This window comes from Allohoeflea poritis (genome assembly GCF_027889715.1).
GTDB lineage: Bacteria > Pseudomonadota > Alphaproteobacteria > Rhizobiales > Rhizobiaceae > Hoeflea_A > Hoeflea_A poritis.
Map to the genome: position 1 here is coordinate 1 of NZ_JAPJZH010000023.1, position 24,525 is coordinate 24,525.

At 60.7% G+C, this 24,525-nt stretch carries 26 protein-coding genes and 1 pseudogene; 11 read left to right on the forward strand and 16 right to left on the reverse strand.

Annotated features, from left to right (window positions below):
- Positions 1-72: 72 nt before the first annotated feature.
- The 3 genes from OOZ53_RS23900 to ggt all read right to left on the reverse strand — a co-directional run bounded on the left by OOZ53_RS23900 (position 73) and on the right by ggt (position 4,397).
- Positions 73-1,176, reverse strand: a complete 1,104-nt coding sequence (locus OOZ53_RS23900; RefSeq protein WP_271092294.1) for a calcium:cation antiporter — start codon at positions 1,174-1,176, stop codon at positions 73-75.
- A 157-nt stretch (positions 1,177-1,333) separates the two neighbouring features.
- The gene (locus OOZ53_RS23905) at positions 1,334-2,812 is read right to left on the reverse strand and encodes a hypothetical protein (protein ID WP_271092295.1); all 1,479 of its coding nucleotides are present in this window, start codon (positions 2,810-2,812) and stop codon (positions 1,334-1,336) included.
- Entirely contained in the window at positions 2,802-4,397 is a 1,596-nt protein-coding gene (gene ggt, locus OOZ53_RS23910) for a gamma-glutamyltransferase (protein ID WP_425499230.1), read from the reverse strand. Before ggt ends, OOZ53_RS23905 begins: the two co-directional genes overlap by 11 nt.
- 215 nt (positions 4,398-4,612) lie before the next feature.
- Between ggt and OOZ53_RS23915 the strand changes: the two genes are divergently transcribed.
- On the forward strand, positions 4,613-5,140 hold the full coding sequence (locus OOZ53_RS23915; RefSeq protein WP_271092297.1) for a YHS domain-containing (seleno)protein: 528 nt from the start codon (positions 4,613-4,615) through the stop codon (positions 5,138-5,140).
- A gap of 105 nt (positions 5,141-5,245) precedes the next feature.
- Here the strand turns inward: OOZ53_RS23915 and OOZ53_RS23920 are convergent, their stop codons facing one another.
- Positions 5,246-5,986: an SDR family oxidoreductase gene (locus OOZ53_RS23920; RefSeq protein WP_271092298.1), complete on the reverse strand. Its 741-nt coding sequence runs from the start codon at positions 5,984-5,986 to the stop codon at positions 5,246-5,248.
- A 152-nt stretch (positions 5,987-6,138) separates the two neighbouring features.
- Between OOZ53_RS23920 and OOZ53_RS23925 the strand changes: the two genes are divergently transcribed.
- Positions 6,139-6,927, forward strand: coding sequence for an enoyl-CoA hydratase/isomerase family protein (locus OOZ53_RS23925; protein WP_271092299.1), 789 nt, complete (start codon positions 6,139-6,141; stop codon positions 6,925-6,927).
- Positions 6,928-6,986: 59 nt separating this feature from the next.
- On the opposite strand, the gene OOZ53_RS23930 is transcribed toward OOZ53_RS23925, so the two are convergent.
- Positions 6,987-8,129: a 2-methylaconitate cis-trans isomerase PrpF family protein gene (locus OOZ53_RS23930; protein WP_271092300.1), complete on the reverse strand. Its 1,143-nt coding sequence runs from the start codon at positions 8,127-8,129 to the stop codon at positions 6,987-6,989.
- A gap of 218 nt (positions 8,130-8,347) precedes the next feature.
- Between OOZ53_RS23930 and OOZ53_RS23935 the strand changes: the two genes are divergently transcribed.
- From OOZ53_RS23935 to OOZ53_RS23965, 7 genes are all read left to right on the forward strand, one after another.
- Entirely contained in the window at positions 8,348-9,106 is a 759-nt protein-coding gene (locus OOZ53_RS23935; RefSeq protein ID WP_271092301.1) for a helix-turn-helix domain-containing protein, read from the forward strand.
- A gap of 143 nt (positions 9,107-9,249) precedes the next feature.
- Positions 9,250-10,209 (forward strand): alpha/beta hydrolase, encoded by a 960-nt coding sequence (locus tag OOZ53_RS23940; RefSeq protein WP_271092302.1) that lies wholly within the window; start codon positions 9,250-9,252, stop codon positions 10,207-10,209.
- Positions 10,206-10,700, forward strand: coding sequence for a nuclear transport factor 2 family protein (locus OOZ53_RS23945; RefSeq protein ID WP_271092303.1), 495 nt, complete (start codon positions 10,206-10,208; stop codon positions 10,698-10,700). Before OOZ53_RS23940 ends, OOZ53_RS23945 begins: the two co-directional genes overlap by 4 nt.
- Positions 10,701-10,765: 65 nt before the next feature.
- Entirely contained in the window at positions 10,766-11,272 is a 507-nt protein-coding gene (locus OOZ53_RS23950) for a nuclear transport factor 2 family protein (RefSeq protein ID WP_271092304.1), read from the forward strand.
- 35 nt (positions 11,273-11,307) lie between these two features.
- Positions 11,308-11,685, forward strand: coding sequence for a YybH family protein (locus tag OOZ53_RS23955; protein ID WP_271092305.1), 378 nt, complete (start codon positions 11,308-11,310; stop codon positions 11,683-11,685).
- A 259-nt stretch (positions 11,686-11,944) separates the two neighbouring features.
- Complete coding sequence (locus tag OOZ53_RS23960) at positions 11,945-12,223, forward strand: PepSY domain-containing protein (RefSeq protein WP_271092306.1); 279 nt, start codon at positions 11,945-11,947, stop codon at positions 12,221-12,223.
- 63 nt (positions 12,224-12,286) lie between these two features.
- Entirely contained in the window at positions 12,287-12,796 is a 510-nt protein-coding gene (locus tag OOZ53_RS23965; RefSeq protein ID WP_271092307.1) for a helix-turn-helix transcriptional regulator, read from the forward strand.
- A gap of 74 nt (positions 12,797-12,870) precedes the next feature.
- Here the strand turns inward: OOZ53_RS23965 and OOZ53_RS23970 are convergent, their stop codons facing one another.
- From OOZ53_RS23970 to OOZ53_RS23995, 6 genes are read right to left on the reverse strand one after another with little or no spacing between them, the layout of a single operon-like run.
- Positions 12,871-13,635 (reverse strand): IclR family transcriptional regulator domain-containing protein, encoded by a 765-nt coding sequence (locus tag OOZ53_RS23970; RefSeq protein ID WP_271092308.1) that lies wholly within the window; start codon positions 13,633-13,635, stop codon positions 12,871-12,873.
- Positions 13,636-13,638: 3 nt separating this feature from the next.
- On the reverse strand, positions 13,639-14,037 hold the full coding sequence (locus OOZ53_RS23975) for a cupin domain-containing protein (protein ID WP_271092309.1): 399 nt from the start codon (positions 14,035-14,037) through the stop codon (positions 13,639-13,641).
- Positions 14,034-15,347 carry a TRAP transporter large permease gene (locus OOZ53_RS23980; protein WP_271092310.1) on the reverse strand — a complete coding sequence of 438 codons (1,314 nt, stop codon included), beginning with the start codon at positions 15,345-15,347 and terminating at the stop codon, positions 14,034-14,036. The genes OOZ53_RS23975 and OOZ53_RS23980 overlap by 4 nt, the downstream gene beginning before the upstream one ends.
- The gene (locus tag OOZ53_RS23985; protein WP_271092311.1) at positions 15,344-15,871 is read right to left on the reverse strand and encodes a TRAP transporter small permease subunit; all 528 of its coding nucleotides are present in this window, start codon (positions 15,869-15,871) and stop codon (positions 15,344-15,346) included. The genes OOZ53_RS23980 and OOZ53_RS23985 overlap by 4 nt, the downstream gene beginning before the upstream one ends.
- Positions 15,868-16,341, reverse strand: a complete 474-nt coding sequence (locus OOZ53_RS23990; RefSeq protein ID WP_271092312.1) for an OsmC family protein — start codon at positions 16,339-16,341, stop codon at positions 15,868-15,870. Before OOZ53_RS23990 ends, OOZ53_RS23985 begins: the two co-directional genes overlap by 4 nt.
- 48 nt (positions 16,342-16,389) lie before the next feature.
- The gene (locus OOZ53_RS23995) at positions 16,390-17,448 is read right to left on the reverse strand and encodes a C4-dicarboxylate TRAP transporter substrate-binding protein (RefSeq protein WP_271092313.1); all 1,059 of its coding nucleotides are present in this window, start codon (positions 17,446-17,448) and stop codon (positions 16,390-16,392) included.
- 140 nt (positions 17,449-17,588) lie between these two features.
- Here OOZ53_RS23995 and OOZ53_RS24000 point away from each other — a divergent pair.
- Positions 17,589-18,131, forward strand: a pseudogene (locus OOZ53_RS24000) (cysteine hydrolase family protein); the annotation flags it as partial.
- Positions 18,132-18,193: 62 nt separating this feature from the next.
- Here the strand turns inward: OOZ53_RS24000 and OOZ53_RS24005 are convergent.
- From OOZ53_RS24005 to OOZ53_RS24020, 4 genes are all read right to left on the reverse strand, one after another.
- Positions 18,194-19,288, reverse strand: a complete 1,095-nt coding sequence (locus OOZ53_RS24005; protein ID WP_271092365.1) for a CaiB/BaiF CoA transferase family protein — start codon at positions 19,286-19,288, stop codon at positions 18,194-18,196.
- A gap of 338 nt (positions 19,289-19,626) precedes the next feature.
- Positions 19,627-20,400, reverse strand: coding sequence for a VOC family protein (locus tag OOZ53_RS24010; RefSeq protein ID WP_271092314.1), 774 nt, complete (start codon positions 20,398-20,400; stop codon positions 19,627-19,629).
- Entirely contained in the window at positions 20,390-21,487 is a 1,098-nt protein-coding gene (gene rsgA, locus OOZ53_RS24015) for a ribosome small subunit-dependent GTPase A (RefSeq protein ID WP_271092315.1), read from the reverse strand. Before rsgA ends, OOZ53_RS24010 begins: the two co-directional genes overlap by 11 nt.
- 378 nt (positions 21,488-21,865) lie before the next feature.
- Positions 21,866-22,399 (reverse strand): TlpA family protein disulfide reductase, encoded by a 534-nt coding sequence (locus tag OOZ53_RS24020; protein ID WP_271092316.1) that lies wholly within the window; start codon positions 22,397-22,399, stop codon positions 21,866-21,868.
- An 81-nt stretch (positions 22,400-22,480) separates the two neighbouring features.
- Here OOZ53_RS24020 and denD point away from each other — a divergent pair, with 81 nt between their 5' ends.
- Positions 22,481-23,452 carry a D-erythronate dehydrogenase gene (gene denD, locus OOZ53_RS24025; protein ID WP_271092317.1) on the forward strand — a complete coding sequence of 324 codons (972 nt, stop codon included), beginning with the start codon at positions 22,481-22,483 and terminating at the stop codon, positions 23,450-23,452.
- 284 nt (positions 23,453-23,736) lie between these two features.
- Here denD and OOZ53_RS24030 read toward each other — a convergent pair whose 3' ends face one another.
- A complete protein-coding gene (locus OOZ53_RS24030) occupies positions 23,737-24,504 on the reverse strand; it encodes an aspartate/glutamate racemase family protein (protein ID WP_271092318.1) in 768 nt (255 codons plus the stop codon).
- Positions 24,505-24,525 lie beyond the last annotated feature (21 nt).

The window sequence follows — 24,525 nt, forward strand, 5'->3', positions numbered from 1 at the left end:
GCGCAAGCCATTTCCTCAGCTTCATACATATCGCCGCCGCAATCCTATGGATGCGATGAATGTCGATTCAGCCTAGGGATTGAAGATCAGAACGATATAGACCACGAAGATGACGAGATGGACGGCGCCCTGCAACATGTTGGTGCGCGTGCCGCCAAAGGTCAGCGCACTGACGAACATGGTCAAAAGCAGCAGCGTCATGTCCGTATTGCCGATGCCGAGCTGGATTTCCTTGTCGAAGAAGATCGAGATCGCCAGCACCGCCGGCACGGTCAGCCCGATGGTCGCCAGCGCCGAGCCGAGACAGATATTGACCGCGCGCTGCAGATAGTTCTGCCGGGCGGCATGGAAGGCGGCGAGCGCTTCGGGCGCCAGCACCAGCGCCGCGATTATGATACCGCCAAGGGCGGCCGGCAACTGCCAGGTCCCGATGCCGAAATCAACCAGCACGGCAAGTTTCTTGGACAGGAGCACGGCCGGAACCAGCGTCAGCACCAGCAGGACCGCGTGATAGGGCACCGAGCCGCCGCCCGAGACGCCGTGATGATCCGCAGTGCCGTCTTCATCGCCCGGCTGGACGAAGAAAGACCGGTGCCGGACGGTCTGTATGGCGAGGAACGTCACGTAAAGCACGATGGTGATGAAGGCGAACCATTCCGACTGGATCCGGCTGAGGCTTGGATCGGGCGTCGATTCGGTGAAATTGGGCAGGATCAGCGTCATCGTTGCAAGCGTGACCAGCACGGTCAGAAAGGCACTCGCACCGCGCAGATTGAACTCCTGTTCGCTGTGCTTGAAACCGCCGACCAGCAGCACCAGGCCCACCACGCCGTTCATGACGATCATCAGCACCGCCATCATGGTATCGCGCGCCAGCGTCGGCTGTGCCTGGCCGCCCAGCATGATCGCCGAGATCAGCGCCACTTCGATGGTGATCACCGCTATCGTGAGGATCAGCGTGCCGTAGGGCTCACCCAGCAATTCGGCGAGATGATCCGCGTGCCGCACGGCCGAAAAGGACAAAAGCAGCATGGTGCAGAAGAGCACGGCGAAAAGCACCGCGAAAACCGGCGGCGTAAACGAATCGCCGAACAGCGGTGCAAACGGCCCGTAAGCAAGGGCCGTGAGAACGAAACCCAGGATCAGAGCGAATTCGGTGCGGATGAATTTGAACATGTAGAGCGGGATCGGCCCCGATAAGTGCGTTCCGGTTGACGACAATTTAGCATTGAAATTTTTCGTTACAATGCCGGCTCATTTTGCCCGTCGCCATATTCGGAAAGCTCGATACCGCGCGATTGCGGCCCGAATCTGGCAGCTTCGCCATCCGGGGTCAGGCGAAAATCCGGCTCGCGATGAAGATGACAATGGCCGCGACAATCCACGACAATACCGTAAAGGTGCCGTTCCATCGCCAGGCGTGCGTTATGCCTGAGATGCCGGCGACACGGGACAGGAGCAACGAAGTTGCGCCAAAGGGCGAACCGGTGAGGTTGAGCGCCCAGCCGACGAGCAGCGACAGGCCGAGCATGCTGGGATCGAGCCCGAGTTCCGGGATGGAGACGAGCAGGCCGCCAAGGAAAGTCACCAGCATCATCGGCGGAAGACCGATGCAGGAAGCGAGCGGAATGAGCCCCGAAACGATGACATAGACGATGGCCGGGCTGAGATGCGTTCCCGAAAGCAACGAGGCGAACCAGCTTCTGTCGACAAGTGTCGCACCCAGAATACCGATATAACCGGCGAGTCCGAGCGTGGCTGCCTCCGGGCTTCCCGACGGGATGGCAACCCGCGGAAGCTGCCAGATCTTTTGCCGCAATGTGCCAATATCGGCAATGCTGCCGGTGACGGATTGCGCAATCATCCAAAGGACCGTCAGCGGAAGGGCGGAAATCATGATGGCCGAAACGAACGGAATCGCGCTCAACCGGGACACGAGCCAGGCAAGGCCCAGAAGCCCCGCTCCGACGCTCAGGAACCGCAGCAGCGACTGTACGGGAAAGGGCGGCGCCTGCGAAAGATCGACGCGAAACCCGCTTTCGGCAAACCGCATGCGCGCGCGATGGCCCGTCACACGGTCCTCCGCCCATCCGACCCAAAGCACGATGAAGGCGATGATGATGCCGACCAGCGCGATGGTGCCGGCCCGCGAACCCGGAACGGTGGTCAACACCACCGCCTGTGCAATCGCCGTCGGCGCCCAGATATTGAACCAGGAGAACCCGCGGCTCAGGGCACTGATCTGCCGCCGCAGGCGTATCCGCGAAAGCCCGGGCGGGTCGCCCTCCGCTTCGGCTGCCCGCACGCCACGCAGAACCAGCGGTCCGAGCAGGCTGATCGCGCCGAAATTGAGCAGCGTTCCCAGGAAGTGACCGCCGATATGGAGAGCAAAATAGCGCCGGCCCGGCGGCTGGCTGGTCAGATACTGCCCGATTCCCAGCACGGAGCGGGAGCTGAACGCACCGTCACGCAGAGTGAGGATCAGCATCATGAAAGCGGCGAGATAGGCCGCCCGCGACATATCCTCCACGACCGGTTCGAGCGCCTCCCCGCCTCGCATAAGGAACGCCGTTCCCGAGACCAGCAGCGCGATTACCATCAGCACGCGCTCGCGCGTGCCGAACCGGCTGATACCGAAACCGCAGAACAGCACGAAAAGGATTGCGGAAGCGCCGTGCGCCGGACCATGGTCGCTCAATGCTGCCCAGATGACCGCAAGGCACAGCGTACAGCAAATGATGGCAAACGGAGCACCGGGCATGCGGGCGACCGGCAGGTCGGACACCGCTTCGCCTTGATGCTCAGTAGCCAATGGCGCATCCATCCTTGCGCGGATCGGAAGCCCCGGTCAGGACATTGTTGCGCCAGTCGATGGCGATCGCCTGGGAGCCGCCGACCGGCGCGGCCGGATCGACAATCGTGTGCCCGCGCCGCACGAGCTCAGCGCGAACGTCATCGCCGATCGCGTTCTCCATTTCCACTTCTCCGGTAAAGGGATCGGCCATGAAGCGCGGCAGGTCCATCGCTTCCTGAAGATCGCAACCGAAATCGAGATATCGGGTCAGGAACTGCAGATGCCCGAAGGCTTGGTATTGCCCGCCCATGACGCCGAAGCAGAGACTGGAACGCCCGTCCTGCGTCGCCATTGCCGGTATGATCGTATGCAAAGGCCTCTTGCCGCCGGCGATCCGGTTCGGGTGCCCCGCCTCAAGGGTAAAGCCCTGCCCGCGATTGTGCAGCACCACACCCGAACTCGGCGCGGTGATGCCGCTTCCGAAACCGAAGAACAGCGTATTGATGAAACTGCAGGCGTTGCGGTCCTCGTCGACGACGGAGATGTAGACCGTGTCGCGGTGCCGCGGCAGGGTTATGTCGGGTGCCACGCTTGTCGCGCGTTGCGGATCGATTTCGCCGGCCAGCTTGCGGGCATAGTCCTCGGACAAAAGGTGCTCGACCGGAATATCGCTGAACGCCGGATCGCCCACATAGTGACTGCGCGACGCATAGGCCAGCCGGCATGCCTCGATCTCCAGGTGGATCCGGTCGGCCGTAAGCGGGCCGCCGGGATCGATGTCCATCTGCTTGATCATGTTCAAAAGAAGCAGCGCGATCACGCCCTGCCCGTTCGGCGGACACTGGTGGATCGTCCGTCCCCGGAACTCCGATGCGATCGGTGTGACATACTCGCCGGCTGCCGAGGTAAAATCCTCCATCGTGTGCAAGCCGCCAAGGCTCTGCAGGTGCTCGACAATGTCGTGGGCAATCCAACCGCTGTAGAACGCGTCTCGGCCGCCCTCGGCAATCGCCTTCAGCGAATTGGCAAGCAGCGGCAGTGTGAGCACCGAACCGACCTCCGGCGCCGTACCCTCGTTCAGATAAATGCCGGCGGTAACCGGATCGCTGCGCAGGAACTCCGCCTGGCCGGCGAAGTCGCGGTGCACGCGCGACGAGATCGGGAAGCCGTCCTGCGCATATTCGATCGCAGAAGCAAGAACCTCGCCCAGTTGCAGGCGCCCGTGGTCGGCCTGCAGACGCGTCCAGGCATCGATGGCGCCCGGCACGGTCACCGCATGCGGCGAATGACGCTCGATCGAGGTGACGTCCTGCGCCTGCAACGTTTCGGGATCGGCCGCCGCCGGGGCCTTTCCGGACCCGTTAAATGCGATCGGCTCGGCTGACCCTTCGGGGGAATACATGCAGAAGCAGTCGCCGCCGATCCCTGTCGATCCGGGCTCCACGACGCATTGAACGGCGCAGGCGGCGATGGCCGCATCCATGGCATTACCGCCCTGCTGCATGATGCGGATGGCCGCTTGTGTGGCCAGCGGATGGGACGTGGCCGCCATGGCCTTCGTGCTGTGAACCGGCGAGCGCCCCGGACGCGACAAATCTCTCAAAGTCACCCCCACGTGAAATTGGATGTTCAAAATCAGACGCCTGTGCGGGCGCGGGCAAAGGCAGCCTTTAACTCCGCCTTATGCGGGCGCTTGTCAAGCACGCGGCCGGCGCCACCGGCACACGCGGCCCTAACGAATGTGTGTATAGCCGTGAATGGCAATCCGCCCCTGTGGGCCGTAGTTATATCGGCGGAACATCCAACGGGAGACACACCATGTCCTTACGCACAACTGCGATCGCCCTGACCCTGCTTGCCGGTAGCGCCTTCCCCGCCTTTGCCGGCGACCAATATGTAGACAGCTCCGGCTACGCGGTATCCGGTTACGACGTCGTTGCCTATTTTGATCTCGACCAGAACCCGATCGGCTCTGCGCAGCCGGCCGCCGTTCGCGGCAATGCCGCCTACACCGTCGAGCACAATGGCGCGAAATGGGCGTTCTCGAGCGCCGAGAACCGCGACAAATTCGCCGCCAACCCGGACAAATACGCCCCGCAATATGACGGCCACTGCGCCTACGGCGTGGCCCAGGGCGGCAAGGTTCCGGCCAATCCGCACCTTTGGCGCATTGTCGACGGCAAGCTCTATCTCAACATCACCAAGAATGTCGTCGGTTTCTGGGAAGAGGATGTGCCCGGCAATATCACGACCGCCACCACCAATTGGAACACGCTGGAAGCCAATGCGGCCTCGGATCGCGAAATTCCGCAATATGACGGCGTAATCGGACCGGTCACCAACTGACCGTTCCGGTTCCCGAGGTGCTCCAGCCGACCCTCCTCGGCGAGCACTTGAAGCCCCCGGATCCCCTCCCGGGGGCTTCGGTTTGTCGAGAGCGGGCTGTGATGGCTACCACGTCTCCCCAAACGGCCTGATATCCATTTCGAACGTCCAGGCGTCGGGCGACTGCCGGTATAGGTTCCAATAGGCCTGCGCGACCGAGTCCGGGTTCATCAGCGTATCCGGTGGCAGCGAATCGGGATCGTGACCCGCCTCGCGCATGCGCTCGCGCACGAAATGCGTATCGACGCCGGCATCGATGACAAGATGCGCCACATGGATGTTCTGCGGCCCCAGCTCGCGCGCCATGCTCTGGGCAAGCGCCCGTTGCCCGGCCTTGGCGCTGGCGAAAGCGGCATAGCCGCTGTTGCCGCGCATGCTGGCCGTCGCGCCGGTGAAGAAGATCGCGCCTTTCTTCCTCGGAACCATGTAATCGGCCGCCTCGCGGCCGCACAGGAAACCGGCGAAACAGGCCATTTCCCAGACCTTGCGGAAAACCCGGCTGGTGGTCTCGCGTACCGGGAAGCGCACATTGCCCCCGACATTGCAGATAACCACCTCAAGCGGGCCGATGTCCCGTTCGATGGCGGCGAAGACGTCCTTGACGCAATCCTCATCGCGCGCATCGAGCCTGAACGCATGCGCGGTGCCGCCCGACGCCTCGATTTCCGCAACAAGCGGCGCGAGCTTGTCTTCATTGCGGCGTCCGATACACACGGCAAAGCCTTCCGAGGCGAAGCGCTTGGCGATCGCCGCCCCGATGAAATCTCCGGCGCCGACAATGAGCGCGACAGGTTTGTTGTCCGGCATAAATCCTCCCGATATGAAAAGCATACCTTGGACGACAGTAAAGCATCGATGCGCCCCGCGGCCAGCCATGACTGCACTTGAGACGAGCGGCGGCCTCTGCCAGTGTGCACCCGATTACTTTCGCTCGTAACGAAAATCTCCCGGAGCCCGACATGACTTTCGAGACCATCAAGTTGGAAATTGAAGCCAACGTCGCAACGATCACCATCAACCGGCCAGATGACGCCAACGCGCTGAATGCGACGATGGCGATGGAACTGATGGACGCATCGGTGCGGTGCTCGGAAGACCGGGAGGTCCGCGCCGTCCTCATAACCGGCACCGGGACAATGTTCTGCGCCGGCGGCGATCTGAAGGAAATGCATGAGCGCGGCGACGACAAGCCGGCGCATCTGATCCGCATGGCAAGCGTGCTGCATTCGGCAATCACTCGCTTTGCGCATATGGACGCGCCGGTGGTGATCGCGGTCAACGGAACGGCGGCCGGCGCCGGCTTTTCCCTGGCCTTGGCAGGTGACTATGTGCTCGCCGCCGAGGAGGCGAAATTCGTCTCGGCCTATACCGCATCGGGGCTGACGCCGGACGGCTCATCCACCTATTTCCTTGCCAAGCATGTCGGCCTCCTGCGGGCCAAGGAACTGCTGTTCACCAATCGCCGGCTGACGGCGGCGGAAGCCTGCGACTGGGGTATGGTCAACAAGGTCGTTCCGGCCGCACGCCTGATGGAGGAGGCGCAAGAAGTGGCAACCAATTTCGCAAGCGGCCCGACCAAGGCTTTTGGCGGTCTCAAGCGGCTGCTGCTGACCGCTTATTCCGACACGCTCGAAACGCAGCTTGAGCGGGAAACGCAGGGCATATCCGGAATGATGCGCACCCATGACGGCCCGCACGGCCTGGAGTCCTTCCTCGGCAAGAAAACACCGGAATTCAAGGGGCACTGAGACATCAAATGACGGTTTTCCGGTTGATTTCGGCAAGCGGTCTTGAGTGATCAGGCACGCTAGCCGCGATACAGGACTTCGCCCTGAAAAAGCCGTCGCGCGGTGCGGTAGAGCGTCGCCCGCTCGATGTGCACACCATCCGGTGTTTGGCGCATCTCGGCGTCGACCAGCGTGACGCCGGACGGGTGTCCGATGCGGATTTCATTGCCCCTGCCGCCCGAAACAAGCTCGGCAGCGATTGTGCCCGGGATACGGCACGCGGCCGCAAGGCAAAGAGCGCCCGTGATCGGGATGGCCCGATGCGGGCGGCCCATCGAGATCATGCGGCAAAGAATATCCTGATCTGCCGCCTGCAACACCGCCCCCGACAACAGTTCTGCCTCCGCAGGAGAACCGAGCAACGCGATTTTTGGCTGGCTGGCCTGCACTTCAGCTTCTGCAAGATCGGTGGACATGCCCATGCGCACGGAGGCGGCCCGCCGGATCCGCTCCAGCCTGTCGAGCAAGCCGGCATCACGCTCGATCTCGTCCGGACTCTCGGCACCCGAGAGGCCGAAATCGGATGCCCGCACGAAAACGCTCGGATTGGCTGCGTCGACGAGACTTGCCTCGACCGAAGCATCGCCGTCTGTTTCGATCATTTCGGCCGCCTTTCCGCTCGGCAGAATGCCACGCGTTCGGGCACCACCAGGGTTTAGAAAGTCAAGCCGGATCGGGGATCCGCTGCCGGAAACCCCGTCTATCCGAAAATCGCCATCGACTTCAGCGCGCCCATGCGAAACCTGGAAATGGGCGTGAATGATCTTTTTCGTATTGGTGTTGTGGATGCGCACCGTCATCGGTCCGTTATCGGGATGCGGGACAAGGCCCTCATCGACCGCAAACGGTCCAATCGCCGAAGTCATATTGCCGCAATTGCCGGCATAGTCGACGCTCGCCTTGTCCGGTGAAACCTGACAGAAAAGAAAGTCCACATCGGCCTCGGGATGGGTTGGCGGTCCGATGACGCAGACCTTGGACAATGAAGAAATGCCGCCGCCCATACCGTCCAGTTGGCGGCCGTATTCATCCGGCGAACCCATGGCGGCAAGGAAGATATCGACCCATTTTTCGCGATCGGACGGCAGGTCGCCGACATGGAACATAAGCGCCTTCGACGTGCCGCCTCGCATGAATACACATCTGGTCGCTTGCAGTGGCATGTTTCGCGAAAACTCCGTGCGGTTCCGTGCTTAAAAAAGGCCATCATAACCTGTCTGGAACGGCACCGAAATCGGACATGGAGACAATTCAGCGGCAAACGGACTGTTGCAGCGTATAAGCGGCGGAACTTGGGACAAGAGGCCGCCTTCCTTGTAAGATGATATCCCGGGTTCCATTTAGATAAGGCGAAAGGGCGAAACCGGACCAGAGCGGTTATATGGCGGATTTGAGCGCGACATTGACCAACTTTCCGGCGGGCGGCGGCGCGTTCAAACTGGAGCGCCTGACGATCGGCGTGTTCCGCAACGATCAGCCCACGCACCGGCTCGGTCTCGGCGCCGACAAAACCGAGGGCATTCCCCTGAAGGCTGATCAGGGCTGGATTTTGCCGCCGGGAGCCACCGGTGTCTGTACCTACGATATTCCGCTCGACGTGATGATGGTGGAAGTCGCGCCCCGCGTGCTTTCGGAAGTCGGCATGGCCGACCCGACCACCATTGCGCCCGTGGTCGGCGACATCGATCCCCTGACGCTTGAACTTGCGATGGGTGCGGAGAAATTCAACGAGGGTGGAACGCTCTACCGGGAAACCATGCACCGGGCCCTGGCGGTGCAGCTCACCAACACGCTGCAGACGGTCGAAGGCCGGATCAGATCGATCGAGGATGTGCGCCTGCGCCGGGTGGTGGAATACATCCATGACAATCTGGCCGAGGACCTGACGCTGGAATCCATGTCGAACCTGGCGGCCATGAGCGGCTTTCATTTCAGCCGGGCATTCAAGACGGCCACCGGCAAGAGCCCGCTGCAATATGTGATTGCCGAACGCATTGAACTGGCAAAAGTGCTGCTGAAGACAACCGGTCTTACGATTTCCGACATCTGCTTCCGGACCGGTTACAACGACGTGTCCCGCTTCGGACAGCATTTCAAGCGCGCCACCGGCATGACCCCGGGCGATTTCCGGGCGCAATAAACGCGCAAGGCCATAAAGCAAGATTCGCATAGCAAAGCGCAATCTTCGCGCGTTTTTCCGGCCGTCTCCTCCCCCATCTTGGTCTCATGGCACCGGGCACCATCCCCGCCACGCAACCCCCGGTGCGTTGAAGGAGAACAATGATGAAATCGCTTGTCCTTACAGCAGTCACGACGGCCCTGCTCGCCGGCTCCGCACTTGCCGGAGACATCCAGACCCGCACGGTTTCTTTCGAGAACGAAGGCTCTCGCCTCTCCGGCACCCTGTATCTGCCCTCGGACCATGAACCCGGCGACAAGCTTCCGGTTGTCGTCGTCACCGGCGCATGGACATCGGTTCAGGAACAGATGCCGGCCAATTACGCCCGCGAGATGGTCGAGCGCGGCTTTGCCGCCTTCACCTTCGATTTCCGCGGCTGGGGCAAATCCGGCGACCTGCCGCAGAACGTGCGCTTCGTGGAAAGCCCTGAGGCGAAGACCGCCGACATTCGCAAGGCATTTGAATATGTCGCCAGCCTTCCGGAGATTGATGCCTCGCAGATCCACGGCCTCGGCATCTGCGCCTCGTCCGGTTACATGGTTGACGCCGTCGCCGGCAACCCGCTCGTCCAGCGTGTCGGCCTGGTTGCACCCTGGCTGCAGAACCACGAGATCGTCGAAACGGTCTATGGCGGCGAGGAAGGTGTCGCCGGCCTGATCGAGGTCTCGCGCGCTGCCGAGGCCAAGGGCGGCGAGATCATCCCCGCGGCCGGCCCCGAGGGTGCTGAAGGCGTGTTGATGCCCATTGGCGGCTACTACTACGAGGCCGATCGCGGCGCGATACCGGAATATGACGACAAGTGGAACAATGCCGGCTGGGAAGGCTGGCTGACCTATCATCCGGCTGACAATCCGCAGCGCCTCGACAAGCCGCTTGCCGTCGTTCACTCGGAGGCCGCGGCCATCCCGCAGGGCGTGCGCGCGTTCCTCCAGGACTTTGCCGGCGACGCGACCATGCAGTGGCTCGAAGGTGTCAGCCAGTTCGATTTCTACGACAATCCGGAGGATGTCGAACGCGCCGCGGACACGATCGCCACCTTCCTCTCCGAAGGCGACGCGCAATGAGCCGCGCCGTCAAATCCGTCGTGCTGGCCGCAGCGCTTTTGACAGGAGGCAAAGCCATGGCCGCTTCGCCCGAGGACAATATCAAGGTGGTCCAGGATTTCTTCGCCGCCTATGGCGCGAACGATCTCGACGGCATTGCCGCCGTGATGGACGAAAATGTGAAATGGCACATTCCCGGCCGTCACCCGCTGTCGGGAACGAAGCGTGGCCGCGACGAGGTTCTGGCCTTTTTCGCCCGGCTTGGCGTCGCCGGTTTCAAGGCGGAGCCAATCTATTTCGGCGCGGACGAGACCTATGTCGTCGACATACATCGCGGCTGGTCGAATGCGGAAGGCAAGCCCAATGTCGATACCGTATGGGCACTGGTCTACCGCATCGTTGACGGCAAGATCGTCGAGGCGACCAACCTTTCCGCAGATCAGGACGCCGCCAACACGTTCTTCTGGTCGCAATACCGGCTTGCGCCGGTTCCGCAGCGGCTGGCCGACTGATCGCATTGCGGGCCGGTTGCCGGCCCGCAACACCTGAACAGGCTTCCAAAAAAGGAGTACATAAGATGGCTGCGAAACTCATCGCGACAGCCGCGGCGGCAACTATCGTTGCCGGCGTCGCCCTGGCCGATCAGGCCGAAATCAGCCGTTCGATTACGGACATTGCCGCCGGCGCCGACCGCCACGACTGGAGCCGTGTCCGCGACGCCTTCGACGAAACCGTGACCACGGACTATACCAGCCTGTGGGGCGGTGATCCCGTCACGCAGCCCGCCGATGAGCTGGTGGCCGGCTGGTCGGGCTTTCTGCCCGGTTTCGACCGCACGCATCACATGGTCACCAACCACACCATCACATCCATCGACGATGACAACGCGACCGCCGAGGCGGACTTCACGGCAACGCACCGCATCGACGACAAGCTCTGGACGCTGGGCGGTCGCTACAGCTACGAGCTCAAGCAAACGGAGGACCGCTGGCTGGTCACCTCCATGACCATGACGGCCCTGTGGGAGACCGGTGACCGCGGTCTGGTCGGCATTGCCGGCGAGCGCGCCGCCAAGGGCGACTGAGCGCAGCACTGGAATTCGGGAACAAGGAGACAGCCATGTTTCGGGCCTTGATACTGGGTGCCGCGCTATTCGCAGCAAGCTCTGCCTTTGCGAATGATCCCCTGCCGACGGCGATCGACTGTTACCAGACCGCGACCAACAGCAAGGACATAAACGCGTATATGGCCTGCTTTGCGGAAGACGCTGTGATGATCGATGTCGGCCGCACCTTCGAGGGTCAGGACGCAATCCGGACCTGGGCCCTGCGCGAAGTCATCAAGGGCGGCGATTCCTTCAGACATCGCGAGATCCTGGAAGCCGGCGACGGCTATGCGAAAACGGAGGTCAACTGGGCTACATGGGTCGTCCATTACTTCTACTGGTGGGACAAGGACGGCAAGATCACGAAGATGTCCCTGCAATATGCGGATTAGGTTCCTTCACGGATCAATCCGGCGGCGGCGCACATGCGTTGCCGCCGCTTTTTTCAAGCCTCAATTGCCCCATGACAAATCTTCTTGCGGCCCCCTAATTGTATTCGGAAATCAAAGGTGGGCTGGCCTGAAATCCGATAAACTTTCGGCCTAAGCCGTTCCGTTTCTCACGGAAGTCCAATTTCGCCTCACGGCCGCACCCACCAGATCAAGGCAACCGCAACAGGCGGCAATCAAAACCTTGAAATGGAAACACATCATGAATTTCGGAAAAATCACTCTGCTTGCAACCCTTATCGTTCCGGGCCTCGCACTGGCGCAGGTCGCCCCTGGCGACTCGCTCGGCACCTCCGAGGCCGATATCCGCGCGAAGCTGGAAGCGCGGGGTTACGCCGTAACCGAATTCGAGATCGAGGACGGCGAGATTGAGGTCGAGGCGACCATGAACGGCAAAGCCTACGAGATTGAGGTCTCGAGCAAGGATGGTAATGTCCTGGAAGTCGAGCTGGACGACGAGGACGACTCGAAAGACAGCTAAGAAATCGCGATGCGCCGGTCCGGCAAGGATCAGCGCGTCGCCTGCCCACCGATGAGCCCGCCCATGTCTCGCACCACCGTCTTGTGGATCCTGTTCTGGCTGCAGGCAGTCTGCTGCGCATATTTTTTGATGGATATCGCCTGGGACCTGTTTTGGCCGCAATCCGTCAACCAGCTCGCGGAAAGCGACCTTGTCGAGACCATCGTCACCATCGCGCTCTTCTTCAGCCTGGCTTTCTCGGTCAATGAGCTGCGCCAGATCATGAAACGCAACGACCGCCTGGAAGACCAGATCAAGGTAGCCTCCGGCGCATTTACCGAGGTGATGGAGGCACGATTTGATGCCTGGTCCCTGACCAGCGCCGAACGGGAGGTGGCGATTTTGGCTATCAAGGGTTTCTCCATAGCCGAAATGGCCAACCTGCGGGAAACGAAGCAGGGCACCATCAAGGCGCAATGCGCCTCGGTTTATCGCAAGGCCGGCGTGTCGGGGCGTGTTCAGCTCTTGAGCGTCTTCCTCGACGACCTGATGGCCGATAATCTCGTGAATCCGTCCGCGCCTTCGACGATCTGAGCAAGGCTGCGAATCGATTTCAGTCTTGACCGCGGAAGCTGACAACGTTCGGCATTCAAACAAAACAACGTGGTCTATTGATCGGCGATGAGTAGCTGCTCGATCTTCGATGCGACGTTTTGCAAAGGCGGAACGCATCGCTTGATGACATCTTTCATGCTCATCGCCTCCGTCAGAACAATGGAATTGATGCAGGCGACAACCTCGCCGTCCAGCATGATTGCAATACCGACGCCGCGCGTGCTCTCGGAAAGGCTCTGATCATTCTCGGAAAATCCCTGCTCGCTGTAGCGCCTTAGTTCGCTCTCCAGTCTGGAACGCGCATTGGCATCAGTTGCGCCAACGAAGGCGGCATCGAGGATTTGTGACCTTTTATCGGCGTCAACTTTGGCGAGATAGGCGCGGCCCAACGCTGAGTCTGTCACGGAAAGGCGCGAGCCGACGGGCCGGTTCAGCGCAAGGGCGCCCGGGGGGCGGCTGGTTTCCAGGATGACCATTGCCTCGCCGTCAAACACGGCCAGATCGGAGGGCCAGGGCATCATGGTGCGAAACTCGTTCAGGACCGGGGTTGCCAAGGCCACCAGGCGCTGCCCCTGATCGTATCCCGAGCTGAGTGTCAGCACCTTGGCCGTGACAACATAGCCATCGGTCTTCCGGTCACGGGCAACGAAACCCGCATACTCCAGAGTCTCCAGGTTCCGCACGATGGTCGATTTCGAGATGCCGGTGGCACCGTGAAGCGTCCCTACGCTCGCCACCCCCAACCGGTTGATTTCGGTGAGCAGGTTCAAGCCTCGAACGAGGGCATTGATCGGCGGGTAACTCTTCTTCTTTTCCAATTCTCAGGCGTCCTTTACGGGGACGTCATTTCGCACGGGAAGCGGCGGGCTGTAAATGATCAAGATTTTCAAAGGTTCCGGCCCCAGCGACAAGACATGATGGTCAAGTTTCGGGGGCAGCCGTACGATCGTTCCCGGTGGACAGTCAATGGCGGGCTCATCGGCCAGTGCGACCTGAGCGATTCCCTGGAGCACATACATCGCCTGATATTCCGTCTCGTGATGGTGCTTGTACGCCTCCCCTCCCGGTGCGATTTCGCCCAGCACCATTTCGAATCCCTCACAGAAGGATTTTTCGCAAAGGCGAATATTGACCGTTCCCGCATGGCCGGGAGGGCCATATTTGGCCAGGTCGTTTTGATGCTCGATAAAACGGTACGGAACGGAGACTCGGTCAGTCATAGGAACACCCGGGTTAGTTGCGGGAAGGCGACGATGAGAAGGATTATGGCAATCATGCCGAACACGAACGGCATGGTGCCGAGGAAGATATCCGCGAGCGTGATATCGGGATTATCAAGACTGGATTTGACCACGTAGGCCGACAGACCCATGGGCGGTGTCAACAGGCCGATCTCGGCCGCAATGACGGTGAGTATGCCGAACCAGATTGGATCGGCCGCCGGGAAAGCACTGGCCAGCGGAAGGAAGATCGGGATCATGATGAGGATGATCGAAATCGCGTCGATCAGCGTCCCGAGGGCGATAACGATGAGAATGTAGATCAGTATGAGGGCAAGAAAGGACAGCTCGGCCGCCGAGACCGTGTTGGCCAGGGCGTTCGGCAGGCCCATGATCGACACCATGCGGCTGTAGACCGTCGCTCCGATCACCAGAAGCGAGATCGAGGCCGTGATCTGTCCGGCCTGCAGCAGGGTTTCCCAAAAGGAAGACCAGTTCAACCGACGGCGCAGGAGCGCAATGACCAGCGCACCGGCGACACCGGCAGCACCCGCTTCGGTCGGTGTAAAGAACCCTCCGTAAATGCCGCCCAAAACCAAACCGATCAGCACGATCAGCGGCAGGAGCAGCATCAGGGCCTCAAGATTTGTCAGCTCTTCGCGATCATCCGCTTCGGTCCGTTCGCTGAAGACGCGGCGCGGAGAGAACCGCGCCATGCCGACAATGATCACGCAGAAAACCGCCGCCAGCAGCAGCCCCGGCACAATGCCGGCGACGAACATCGCCCCGACCGATTGCTCGGCGACCAGCGCATAGACAATCAGAAGAAGGCTGGGCGGAATCAGCATGCCGAGAACCGAGCTGCCCGTGACCACGCCGACGGCAAAACGCCGTTGATAGCCGAGACGGAGCATTTCCGGCACCGCAACGCGGGTAAAGACAGCAGCGGAAGCGATGGAAATTCCGGTGACAGCGGCAAAAGCTGTGTTGGCAATGACCGTGGCAACGCCCAGCCCGCCGAGAATTCTGTGCAGAAAATGGTTGGCTGCGCGGAAAGTGTCGCGGCCGATATCCGCCTTTCCGACAAGGAGCCCCATCAGGACGAACAGCGGGACAACGCCGAAGACATAGGATGAGATCGACTCGGTCACCGCCTGCGTCAGAAGCGTGACCGACAGCGCGAACTTGCCCTTGAATATCCACAGACCCACAAAAGAGACGGCAGCCAGAACAATCGCCACATGCATGCCGAGATAGATCAGTCCGACAATGGCGCCGACGGATAAAAGCCCCAGCTCCAACCCGCTCATGGTCGCGCACCTTCCTGCGAAAAGGCACGGGACAGATAGCCCACCATGTGAATGAGAAACTGTATGCCGGCTGCAAAACTGCCAAGGACGATCACCGCATAGACCGGCCAAACCGGCACCACGAAGAGCCCGTAGACGCCCGCATGTTCCCCGGCGGTCCAGGCGTCACGCAGTTTGAAGCTCACGCCATAGACCAGCACGGCGAAGAACAACGCGCCGACAAGCGCATATACGGCCTGAAGGAGCGCTTCAATCCGCGGCGATCTGTTGCGCAGCCCGTTTGTCAGCAATTCGGTGCGCGCCAAAGCATGCGCGCGCACGGTCTGCCCCACCTGCAAAAAAACCACGGCAACGATGGAAAGACTGATCATTTCGGCGACGCCCGCGATCGGCTTTCCCAGAAAGCTGCGGCTGACAATATCGGCGCAAATCAAGGCCGCCATGGCCAGAATGAGAACCGACCCGATGCCACTCAGACCCGCCATGAGCCGACCCAACCAGGAAGCTTTGGGCGCTTCGCTCATGCCTCGACCAACTCCCAGATCTCTTCGACCTCGGTACCGGCGGAGATGAAGGTGGCGGCCGCCGGGCATCGCCAGCGCAGTTGTGACTTCAAATCGTCAAGCCGCTCGGTGTGCCCTCCGACCCTGCCCGAGATCGTCAAACGAAGCCGTACAAAAGGTGCCGCAAGCTTCTCGGTGCCCGTGTACCCGCGCGGATCGAGATATCCCACAGCCTTCAAAGTCATGCCGGAGAACGAGATTTTCAGTTCCGCAGCGATCATGTTCATGATGACATTGCTGCAGGCGACATAGCCCGCCAGAAACGCCTCCAGCGGCAACATCCCCTCATTGTTGCCATGCCGCTCGGGGGGCTCGTCGCAGATCAACGTGAACTCGCGCGCGGCGATATCGGCGCGGGTCGCATTCGGGATATTCGCGGAGACACGAATTGGGATCTGCATGGGTGCGGCAGCCATTGTTCCAACTTTCACTTGGTTCTCGGGGACGTCCCGGGCTCTGCGCCCGGGACAGGAGGAAGACTATTGGCCCCACGTGCGGACAAGCGCGACACCGTTGTCCGCCTGTTTGGCAATCCATGCGTCCAGGATTTCCTGGGCAGGCAAACCCTTGGCCTCGGCGCGGACGACCCAATCCGCAGCGAGGTCCGGCAAGGCTTGTGCCCAGCGCGTCCGCTCTTCCTCAGGCAGGCGCGATTGCATCGCGCCCTGTTCCACCATCTTGCCCTCAGCCATCCTGGCGAAGCCCTGCAAGGCTTCCGATACTTTCAGGCGATAGATCTCACCGGCTTCCAGAAAGGCGGTCTGCACCTCCTCCGGAAAGCTGTCCCAGGTATCCTTGTTGATCGTCAGGGCGCCTACGAATTGCGCACCGAAATCGACACGCGTCAGCATCGGGGCGACCTCATGCAGCTTGTTGGGAAAGATGCCGGATGAGAAATTCAGGAGGCCGTCATAAACGCCGGTCTGAATGTTGTTGTAGTGAACCGAAAAATTGCCGTCGACCGCGGTGGCACCGACCCCGTTCAGCCAGTTGGCAATCGTGCCCGCTCCGCCGATCTTCCGCCCCTTGAGGTCGTCAATCGATGTCACCGGAAAATTCGTGGCAATGTAATGCGTGTCGAGCCCGATCGGCGCGATAAACACCTGTCCATTGTCTTCCCAGGCCTTTTTCAGCGCGGGATGCTCGTCATGCAATTCGCCGATCATCCGGGTGACCAGTTCCAGATCATCGCTGCCGAAGGGCGTCATATAGGTGATGTTCTGCAGGATCAGCTTGTCCTGCTCGAAAATCGCATAGACCTGTCCCATTTCGATGAGGCCTGATTCCACCGCCTCGAGCACACCGCCCACCTTGGCCACCGTACCGCTGTAGGATTCGATCCAGTTGATCGTGTGCTCATCGCCAATGCGCGCATTCACTTCAGGAATGAACACGTCGGATATCAGCTTGACCCAGGGCACGACCGGCGGCGAACCGGATGCGACGTTGATGTTGAAGGTTTCGGCCTGCGCCGGCTGGGCGACAAATCCAAACGATGCCATGGCCAAAGCCGCGATGCCTGATTTGAAAAGATTCACGATTGCTTCCTCCCGATAATTTCGCTCTGCGAAATACTATTTCAAAAAATTATTGCATTTGAAAACCGAGTTTGCAACCCTGCCCCGGAAACCAATATTCAGACCAAGGGCAAGCGCCTGTTCAGAAGGGAAAGAAATTCATGGAACTCGACCCGAAGCGCACTGCGATTATCTCGCTGGATGTGCAAAACGACCTGGTAAACAATACAAAGGGCGTTCTTGATTCCGGTATGCTCGACCGGATGGCCGCGATTCTCGATGCAGGCCGCAATGCCGGGTCGGAAATCATCCATATCACCGCTTCGGTGCGGCAGGATTTCAAGGATATCCCCAAAGACAGCCCGCTTTGGATCATGGTCCGCAGTCAGAAATCGATGGTCATCGGCACCGAAGGGGCGCAACTGCACCACAGCGTCGCGGCACTGCCGGGCGAACTGGTGCTCAACAAAACCTGCGTCGATCCGTTCCTGACAACCAACCTTGGCCAGGCGCTGAACAATGCGGATGTGAATACGCTGATCATCTTCGGGCTTTGGACCAACTATGTGGTCGAAGCCACCGCCCGCCACGCCACCGATATCGGCTACCGCGTTTTCGTCGTCAGCGATTGCTGTGCGGGCAATGATGAAGAAAACCACAAATGGGCGATGGAAAAGATGCTGCCGACGCTTTGCTACGTAACCACCACGGATGATGTCGTGGCGGCGCTTGGCGCCAGACCGGACGCATGCCCCCGGTTTGAAACTTACCGTTCTGCCCAGGCGACATCGGCATCCGACGGCAACAGATCGGGTGCCGGGTCGTCGGGAAGATCCTCGGCCCCCTCCACCCAGAACGGCGTACGGATCGCCCGTAGCGAGCCTTCGCTCGGATGCTCTATGTCCTGAAACAGACCGACATCCGCCAAATGCGCATCGCTCAGGAGATCATCGAGCGAATTGACGGCTGTGCAAGGAATGTCGAGATCGTGCAGCAGCGATATCCAGTCTGCCGTGGTTCTTTCCGGCATGACCCTGGCAATGACCGCATAAAGCTCACCCACACGCTCGGACCGCTGCGCCGCATCCTGCACCCAGTCCGCTCGCGCCAGTTCATGCCTGCCAATGGCCTCAAGAAAACGCATCCAGTGCCTTCCATCATAGGGCAGCACGGCCACGTAACCGTCCCTGGTGGCATACGGCCTTCTGTGTTCTGAAATGATCCGGTTGTATCCCATGCTCCCCTTGGCGGGCCTGAACCTTTCGCCGGCGAGATGCTCCGCAAGCAGGAACGACACCAGGCCTTCGAACATGGGCGCCTCGACCACGCATCCCTTGCCGGTCTTTGTTTGCCTTACAACGCCAGCCAACACCGCCATAGCCAGATGAAGTCCGCCAATCTTGTCGCAAAGAATCGTGGGCAGGAAACGCGGGTTGCCACTCGAATCGGCGTTCAGATGCGCAATGCCCGAGGCGGCCTGTATGATGTCGTCATAGGCGGGCCGGTCCGCAAACCGTCCACGGCTGCCATAGCCGGTTGAGACACAATAGACGAGCCGCGGATAGGCCTCACGCAGGCTTTCGGGGTCCAGCCCAAGCCTCTTTGCCGCTGCGGGCCGCATGTTGTGAACAAGGACATCCGCCGCCTCCAACAGGGCTGTCAGGCGGGCGCGATCCTCCGGCTGTTTCAGGTTCAAACCAATCGCGCGCTTGTTGCGATTGAACGCCAGATGCCCGGCACCCATACCTCTGGATCGGGAAGGCTGGACATGTCGAAAGATATCCCCGCCCGGTGGTTCGACCTTGATGACATCGGCCCCGAAATCCCCGAGATACTGGGTGGCAAACGGTCCCAGGACCACCGAAGTCAAGTCAAGAACCCGAACGCCTTTCAAAAGGTCATACACAGCACATCCCCCATTTGATCATTTGCCGCAAAGATTCGCGCAATATCGGCGATGCAGGCGGTCCGTTCCGGAGCAAGGGTTGCAAACAAACCGAAGCGGCGCAATGATTTTCAAAACGATATTTCGCCAAGCGAAATGACAATGACAAGAGCACAAAACTGTCTCTGCAACAAGCGGACAAGCTTCACCTCGCGGCCCCTCATTCCGGGAGCCGCGCAGCCCTTTCGCGATCCGATACACTTGGCCCGCACCGCTCGGGGCTGGCATTCAGGACTGCTTTTGCGGCCTGTCGCTCACGGCGCTTCCCCTTCGGAACGGGTCAGCCAGAAATAGGCACCGACCGGATCCTGCATGAAGAAACCGAATTCCGCCGCCGCTTCGGCAACTGGACCCTTTAGGCACACCGCACCGAGGTCCTCCGCCAGACGCCGCGCTTTGTCCGGCTTCGACACACGGACGCGCGGCGTCCATCTCGCCGGTGCATCCGGTGCAGCCACACCGGACAAATGCACCGCAACGGCCTCGCCCGAGGGTCCGGTTATCATGCCGGCCGTCGGCGTGGCGGCGGCTGCTGACTCCGCATTCCAGCCCAGGACCTGCGCATAAAAGGCGGCCGGGAACGCAGCGGCACCCGAAACATAGATCTCGATGCCGAATTGCCGCCGCGGGACAGGATATGAATGGCGGGAAAGAGAAATGCCGAAAAGCGCGCCAAGCGGATCGCGCAAGAGGGCATTGCGTCCGACGCCGGGAACTTCGAACGGCTGCCGGACAATCGTTCCGCCGGATGTTTCGGCGCGCGCGGCCGCGGCGTCGACATCAGGCACTTCGACATAGGCAATCCAGCCGCTTGGTACCCCTTCGGGCGTCTCCGCGAAACCCGCGCCAGCCTCATTGTCTCTCAAGGCCAGGACAAAGTCTCTTTCTCCGCCACCCCACGCAAAGTCCGTGGCCCGTTCCGTCACAAATGCCCACTCGGCGATACGTTCGAAGAACGCCATCGAGCGTTCCTTGTCGGGCGTGAAGAGATCGTGCCAGACGATATGGCCGGCTTTTTCAGTCGTCATCGCGCTGCGCCCATCTGTTTTTCTGCTTCATGACATCGCGGACCATCTTTCCGAAGGCCTTGTCCTTGGCTCTGCGTTCGGCCAGGCTGGCCGAGTTGAATGCATCCTCCGCCACGAGTTTGCGCCAGCGGCCGAGACGCGCGGCGTCGATCGTACCCTCCTCGATCGCCCGCAAGACAGCGCAACCCGGCTCTGTTTCATGCCGGCAATCCTTGAACCGGCATTGCGTCGCCAGAAGGTGAATATCCGCAAAGACATCCTCAATTCCGGAGGCCGCGTCCGTCAATTGCAGCTCGCGCATGCCCGGTGTGTCCAGCACCAGGCAGCCATTGGGCATCGAATGGAGTTGCCGCCGCGTTGTCGTATGCCGACCCTTGGCGTCGTCTTCCCGTATCGGCTGCGTTTCAATCGATTGCGTGCCGGACAATGCGTTGGTCAAGGTGGATTTTCCGACGCCGGACGATCCTAGAAAAGCAACCGTGGCGCCGGGTTGGCACCAGCTGGCAAGTTTTTCCGACGGCTCGCCGCCGCGCGCATCGAGCGCGACGACCGCAACCCTTTCCGAGACCATTCCGGCCTGTTCTATATAACGTTCGGGAGACGGGCATTGGTCTGTCTTGGTCAAGACGATGACCGGTGTGATTTCGGATTCAAAAGCCAGGGCGACATAACGCTCCAGGCGTCCGACTTTGAAGTCCTGATTGCAGGACGTCACGACGAAGGCCGTGTCGATATTGGCGGCGATCAGTTGCTCTTGTCGGCCCGTTCCGGGAGCGCGTCTCTTGATGAGGCTCTTTCGTTCCAGAAGCCGGCTGGACTTCAACCGGTCACGATCGAGCATCAACCAATCGCCGACGGTTGCATCCGGCCTCGGCGGTATCGTCTGATCGATGCCTTCGCCACAGACGTGCATTGCATTGCGATGCACTTCGACAATTCGGACCGGCGGCGTGTCGACCAGTTCGTCAATGTCTGTCTGTCGCGAAAAGAATGGCTGCCAACCCAGTGTTTCAAGGGGCGACGGGAGGGGTTTCGATCTGCCTTCAGCCAGACCGGACGGAAAGAAGCGGGAATAGTCACGAGTCATTGTGGATGGATTTCCATGTCTCGGGCCCGGGCACGGCCCGGGCTTACAGCGGTAAGGTGTCGTGAAATTGCAAACCACAAGCGTTCGCGACCATTCACAGGCAGCGTGTGTCGGTTCGTGATTTGCCTCGGGAGGGCTTTTGCCTCCCTACCTTACCGGGGCATGAAATCTCCATTTCAACGAATAGGGAGGTAGTAACTTCCCGCCCAATAATCAACCGCCTTCAGGGCCTGTTTGACCCGGATTGAAACATTTTATGGTGGATCGGCAACTTGCCATACTGCCAGGTCCGCCAATGAAAGCAACATCCGACCGGCTGCCACAGGCCGGTTCTCAACGACCTTGCCGGTTGCGAACGGTCGACGAAATTTCCAATGGCTATCGCGCCCGCGCCTGCTCCAGCGCCTCGACAAGATCGGCTTCGGTAGCGTGGGTCTTTTCCGCGTTGCGTTCGTGGACAAAACGCCAGACTTCATCGCCCGAGCGGCCATAGACAACAACCGTCGGGATGCGGTCGATATTGCCGAAGGCCTCGCGGATATCATCGGACCCCTTCAGCAGTGGGAACTGCGGCGCCGTGCGCTCGATGAAGCGGGCCATGCGCTGCGGGTTCTTCACCCCGCCGAAATCCTCGTAAAGATTGATGGCGATGATCTGCGCATCATCATATTCACCGCTTGCCGCAAGACTGTTGAGATGCCGGAACTCATCCGTGCAGGGCGGGCACCAGGACGCAAAGAAGGTAACAATGACCGGGCCTTGTCGCGCCGGATCGAAATCCGCACCCGCGGCAATGGAAGGTGCGTTGTCGACAAGCGCGCGCAGATCCTGCCAGGAAGCCGGCCGGTCGGATGCGGAAGCACCCGCCAGGGCGGTTGCGGCGAAAACAATGGCAAGTATGATCCGTTTCATGAAGCAACCCTACCGGCCGCGCCCGCGCCGGCTCAAATCAAAACAGCATAAAAGCCGCGTGATCGGCCAAAGGAAGACACCATGAAGATCCTCATTATCGGCGCCGCCGGAATGGTCGGCCGCAAGCTCGTGGCGCGGCTCTGCGCAGATCGCGGCCTCGCCGGCAAAGCCATCGATTCCATGTTGCTCTACGACATTGTCGAGCCTGAAAAACCCGATGCACCCTGGGTCGTTGAGACCGGGGTCGGCGATCTGTCCGATCCGGGCGAAGCGGAACGTCTTGTTACCGGGCGGCCCGACGTCATTTTCCACCTCGCGGCCGTCGTTTCCGGCGAGGCGGAAACGGATTTCGACAAGGGCTACCGCATCAATCTTGAAGGAACGCACCGTCTTTTCGAAGCCGTCCGCGCCCTGAACGACAGCCCGCGCCTGGTTTTCGCCTCCTCGATCGCCGTGTTCGGCGCGCCCTTCCCCGAGAAAATCGGCGACGAATTCCTCAACGCGCCGCTGTCCTCCTACGGCACGCAGAAAGCCTGCTGCGAACTGTTGCTGTCGGATTACAGCCGCAGGGGCTTTTTCGATGGTCTGGCCATCCGGCTGCCCACCGTGGTGGTTCGACCCGGTCGGCCCAACAAGGCGGCGTCCGGTTTCTTTTCAAACATCCTTCGCGAACCGCTTGCGGGTCAGGAGGCCGTTCTGCCCGTCTCGCGCGAGGTGCGCCACTGGATGGTCAGCCCGCGCGCAGCCGCCGGCTTCCTCGTCCATGCAGCGGCGATTGACACACAGGCGGTCGGGCCGCGCCGCGCCCTGACCATGCCCGGCGTATCGGTCACCGTCGCCGAGATGATCGAAGCGCTCGACCGGGTCTCGGGCGAGAAGCGTTCGGCGCTCATCCGCGAGGAGCCGGACGAACTGGTCAATCGTCTCGTCAGCGGCTGGCCGCGCGATTTCAATGCCGAAAGGGCAACCGAACTGGGATTTACCGCCGACAGTTCGATCGACGACATCATCCGCACCCACATCGAAGAGGAAATGGGCGGGAAGCTGGGCTAGAGCGAGTTGTGATTAGATTGATTCATTTGATGGCGGAAAATCGGTCCAGTCGGCTAGGCGCGTCGCGCAGCGCGATGCAGCGCATCGGGCAAGCGGCGCAACGACGCCGATGGGCCGATTTTCCCCACCCTTTTGAGGAAGAAGCCATTAGACAACAAAAGTGAATGGGCCGGACGATTTTGGCCTCTGGCGTCGTTGGCTCGCGCTTGTGGTGGGGTGACACCACGGCGCGCAACCCGCCTAGCCAGTGACCAAAATCGCCGCGGTCAAATGCGTCAATCTAATCACAACTCGCTCTGGCGTCCGGTCAGGTTCAGGGTCGGATCGTCCAGCGTCAGTTCGAACCGGTCCGGCACCAGCCCCTGGTGAAACCAGCGAACAAAGCTGTAGATCGAAAAGACCGGCAGCCCGGTCAACTTCCTGATGTCCCGCGCATAGGGCGTCATGTTGGTGCATTCGAGCACGATGGCGCCGATATTGTCATGCGACGTGACCAGCGCGCGCGCCGCATCCAGCAGGTCGAGCCGGCAGTCGGCAAAATCGATGCTCGGCTGATCGTCCAGGATACCGTGGGTAAAGGCGCGGCCCTTGTCGGTGCCGACAATCGGCGTGTCGAGCGGCGCATTGGCGGCACACAGATGGGCCTCCGACAGGTTGGTCTCCGAGATGGTGATGACGCCGACGCGCTTGCCGCGCGGCAGCATCTGCTGGACCAGCGGGATCTGCATGAGCGACGACGTCGCAACAGGCACCGGCACCGCGTCCGAGACCCTGTCCTGGATGAGAGCGAGAAAACCGCAATTGGTCGTCAGCCCGTCGCAACCCGAGGCGACGAGATCCTTGGCTGCGGCGATGAAATCATCGACCAGCTCCAGCGGATTGTTGCGCACCACCTTGTCGGGCGTCGCGCCGCGCACGATCCGGTACTGCACCGGAAACGGCCAAGTATAGGCGTTGGCGATGTCGCCATGAATGCGCGGAAACTGCGTTTCAAGCATCATGATGCCGATCGTGGCGCCATAGACCGTTTTTCCACCGAATTCGACGGACATGCATATTCTCCCTGAAAAGGC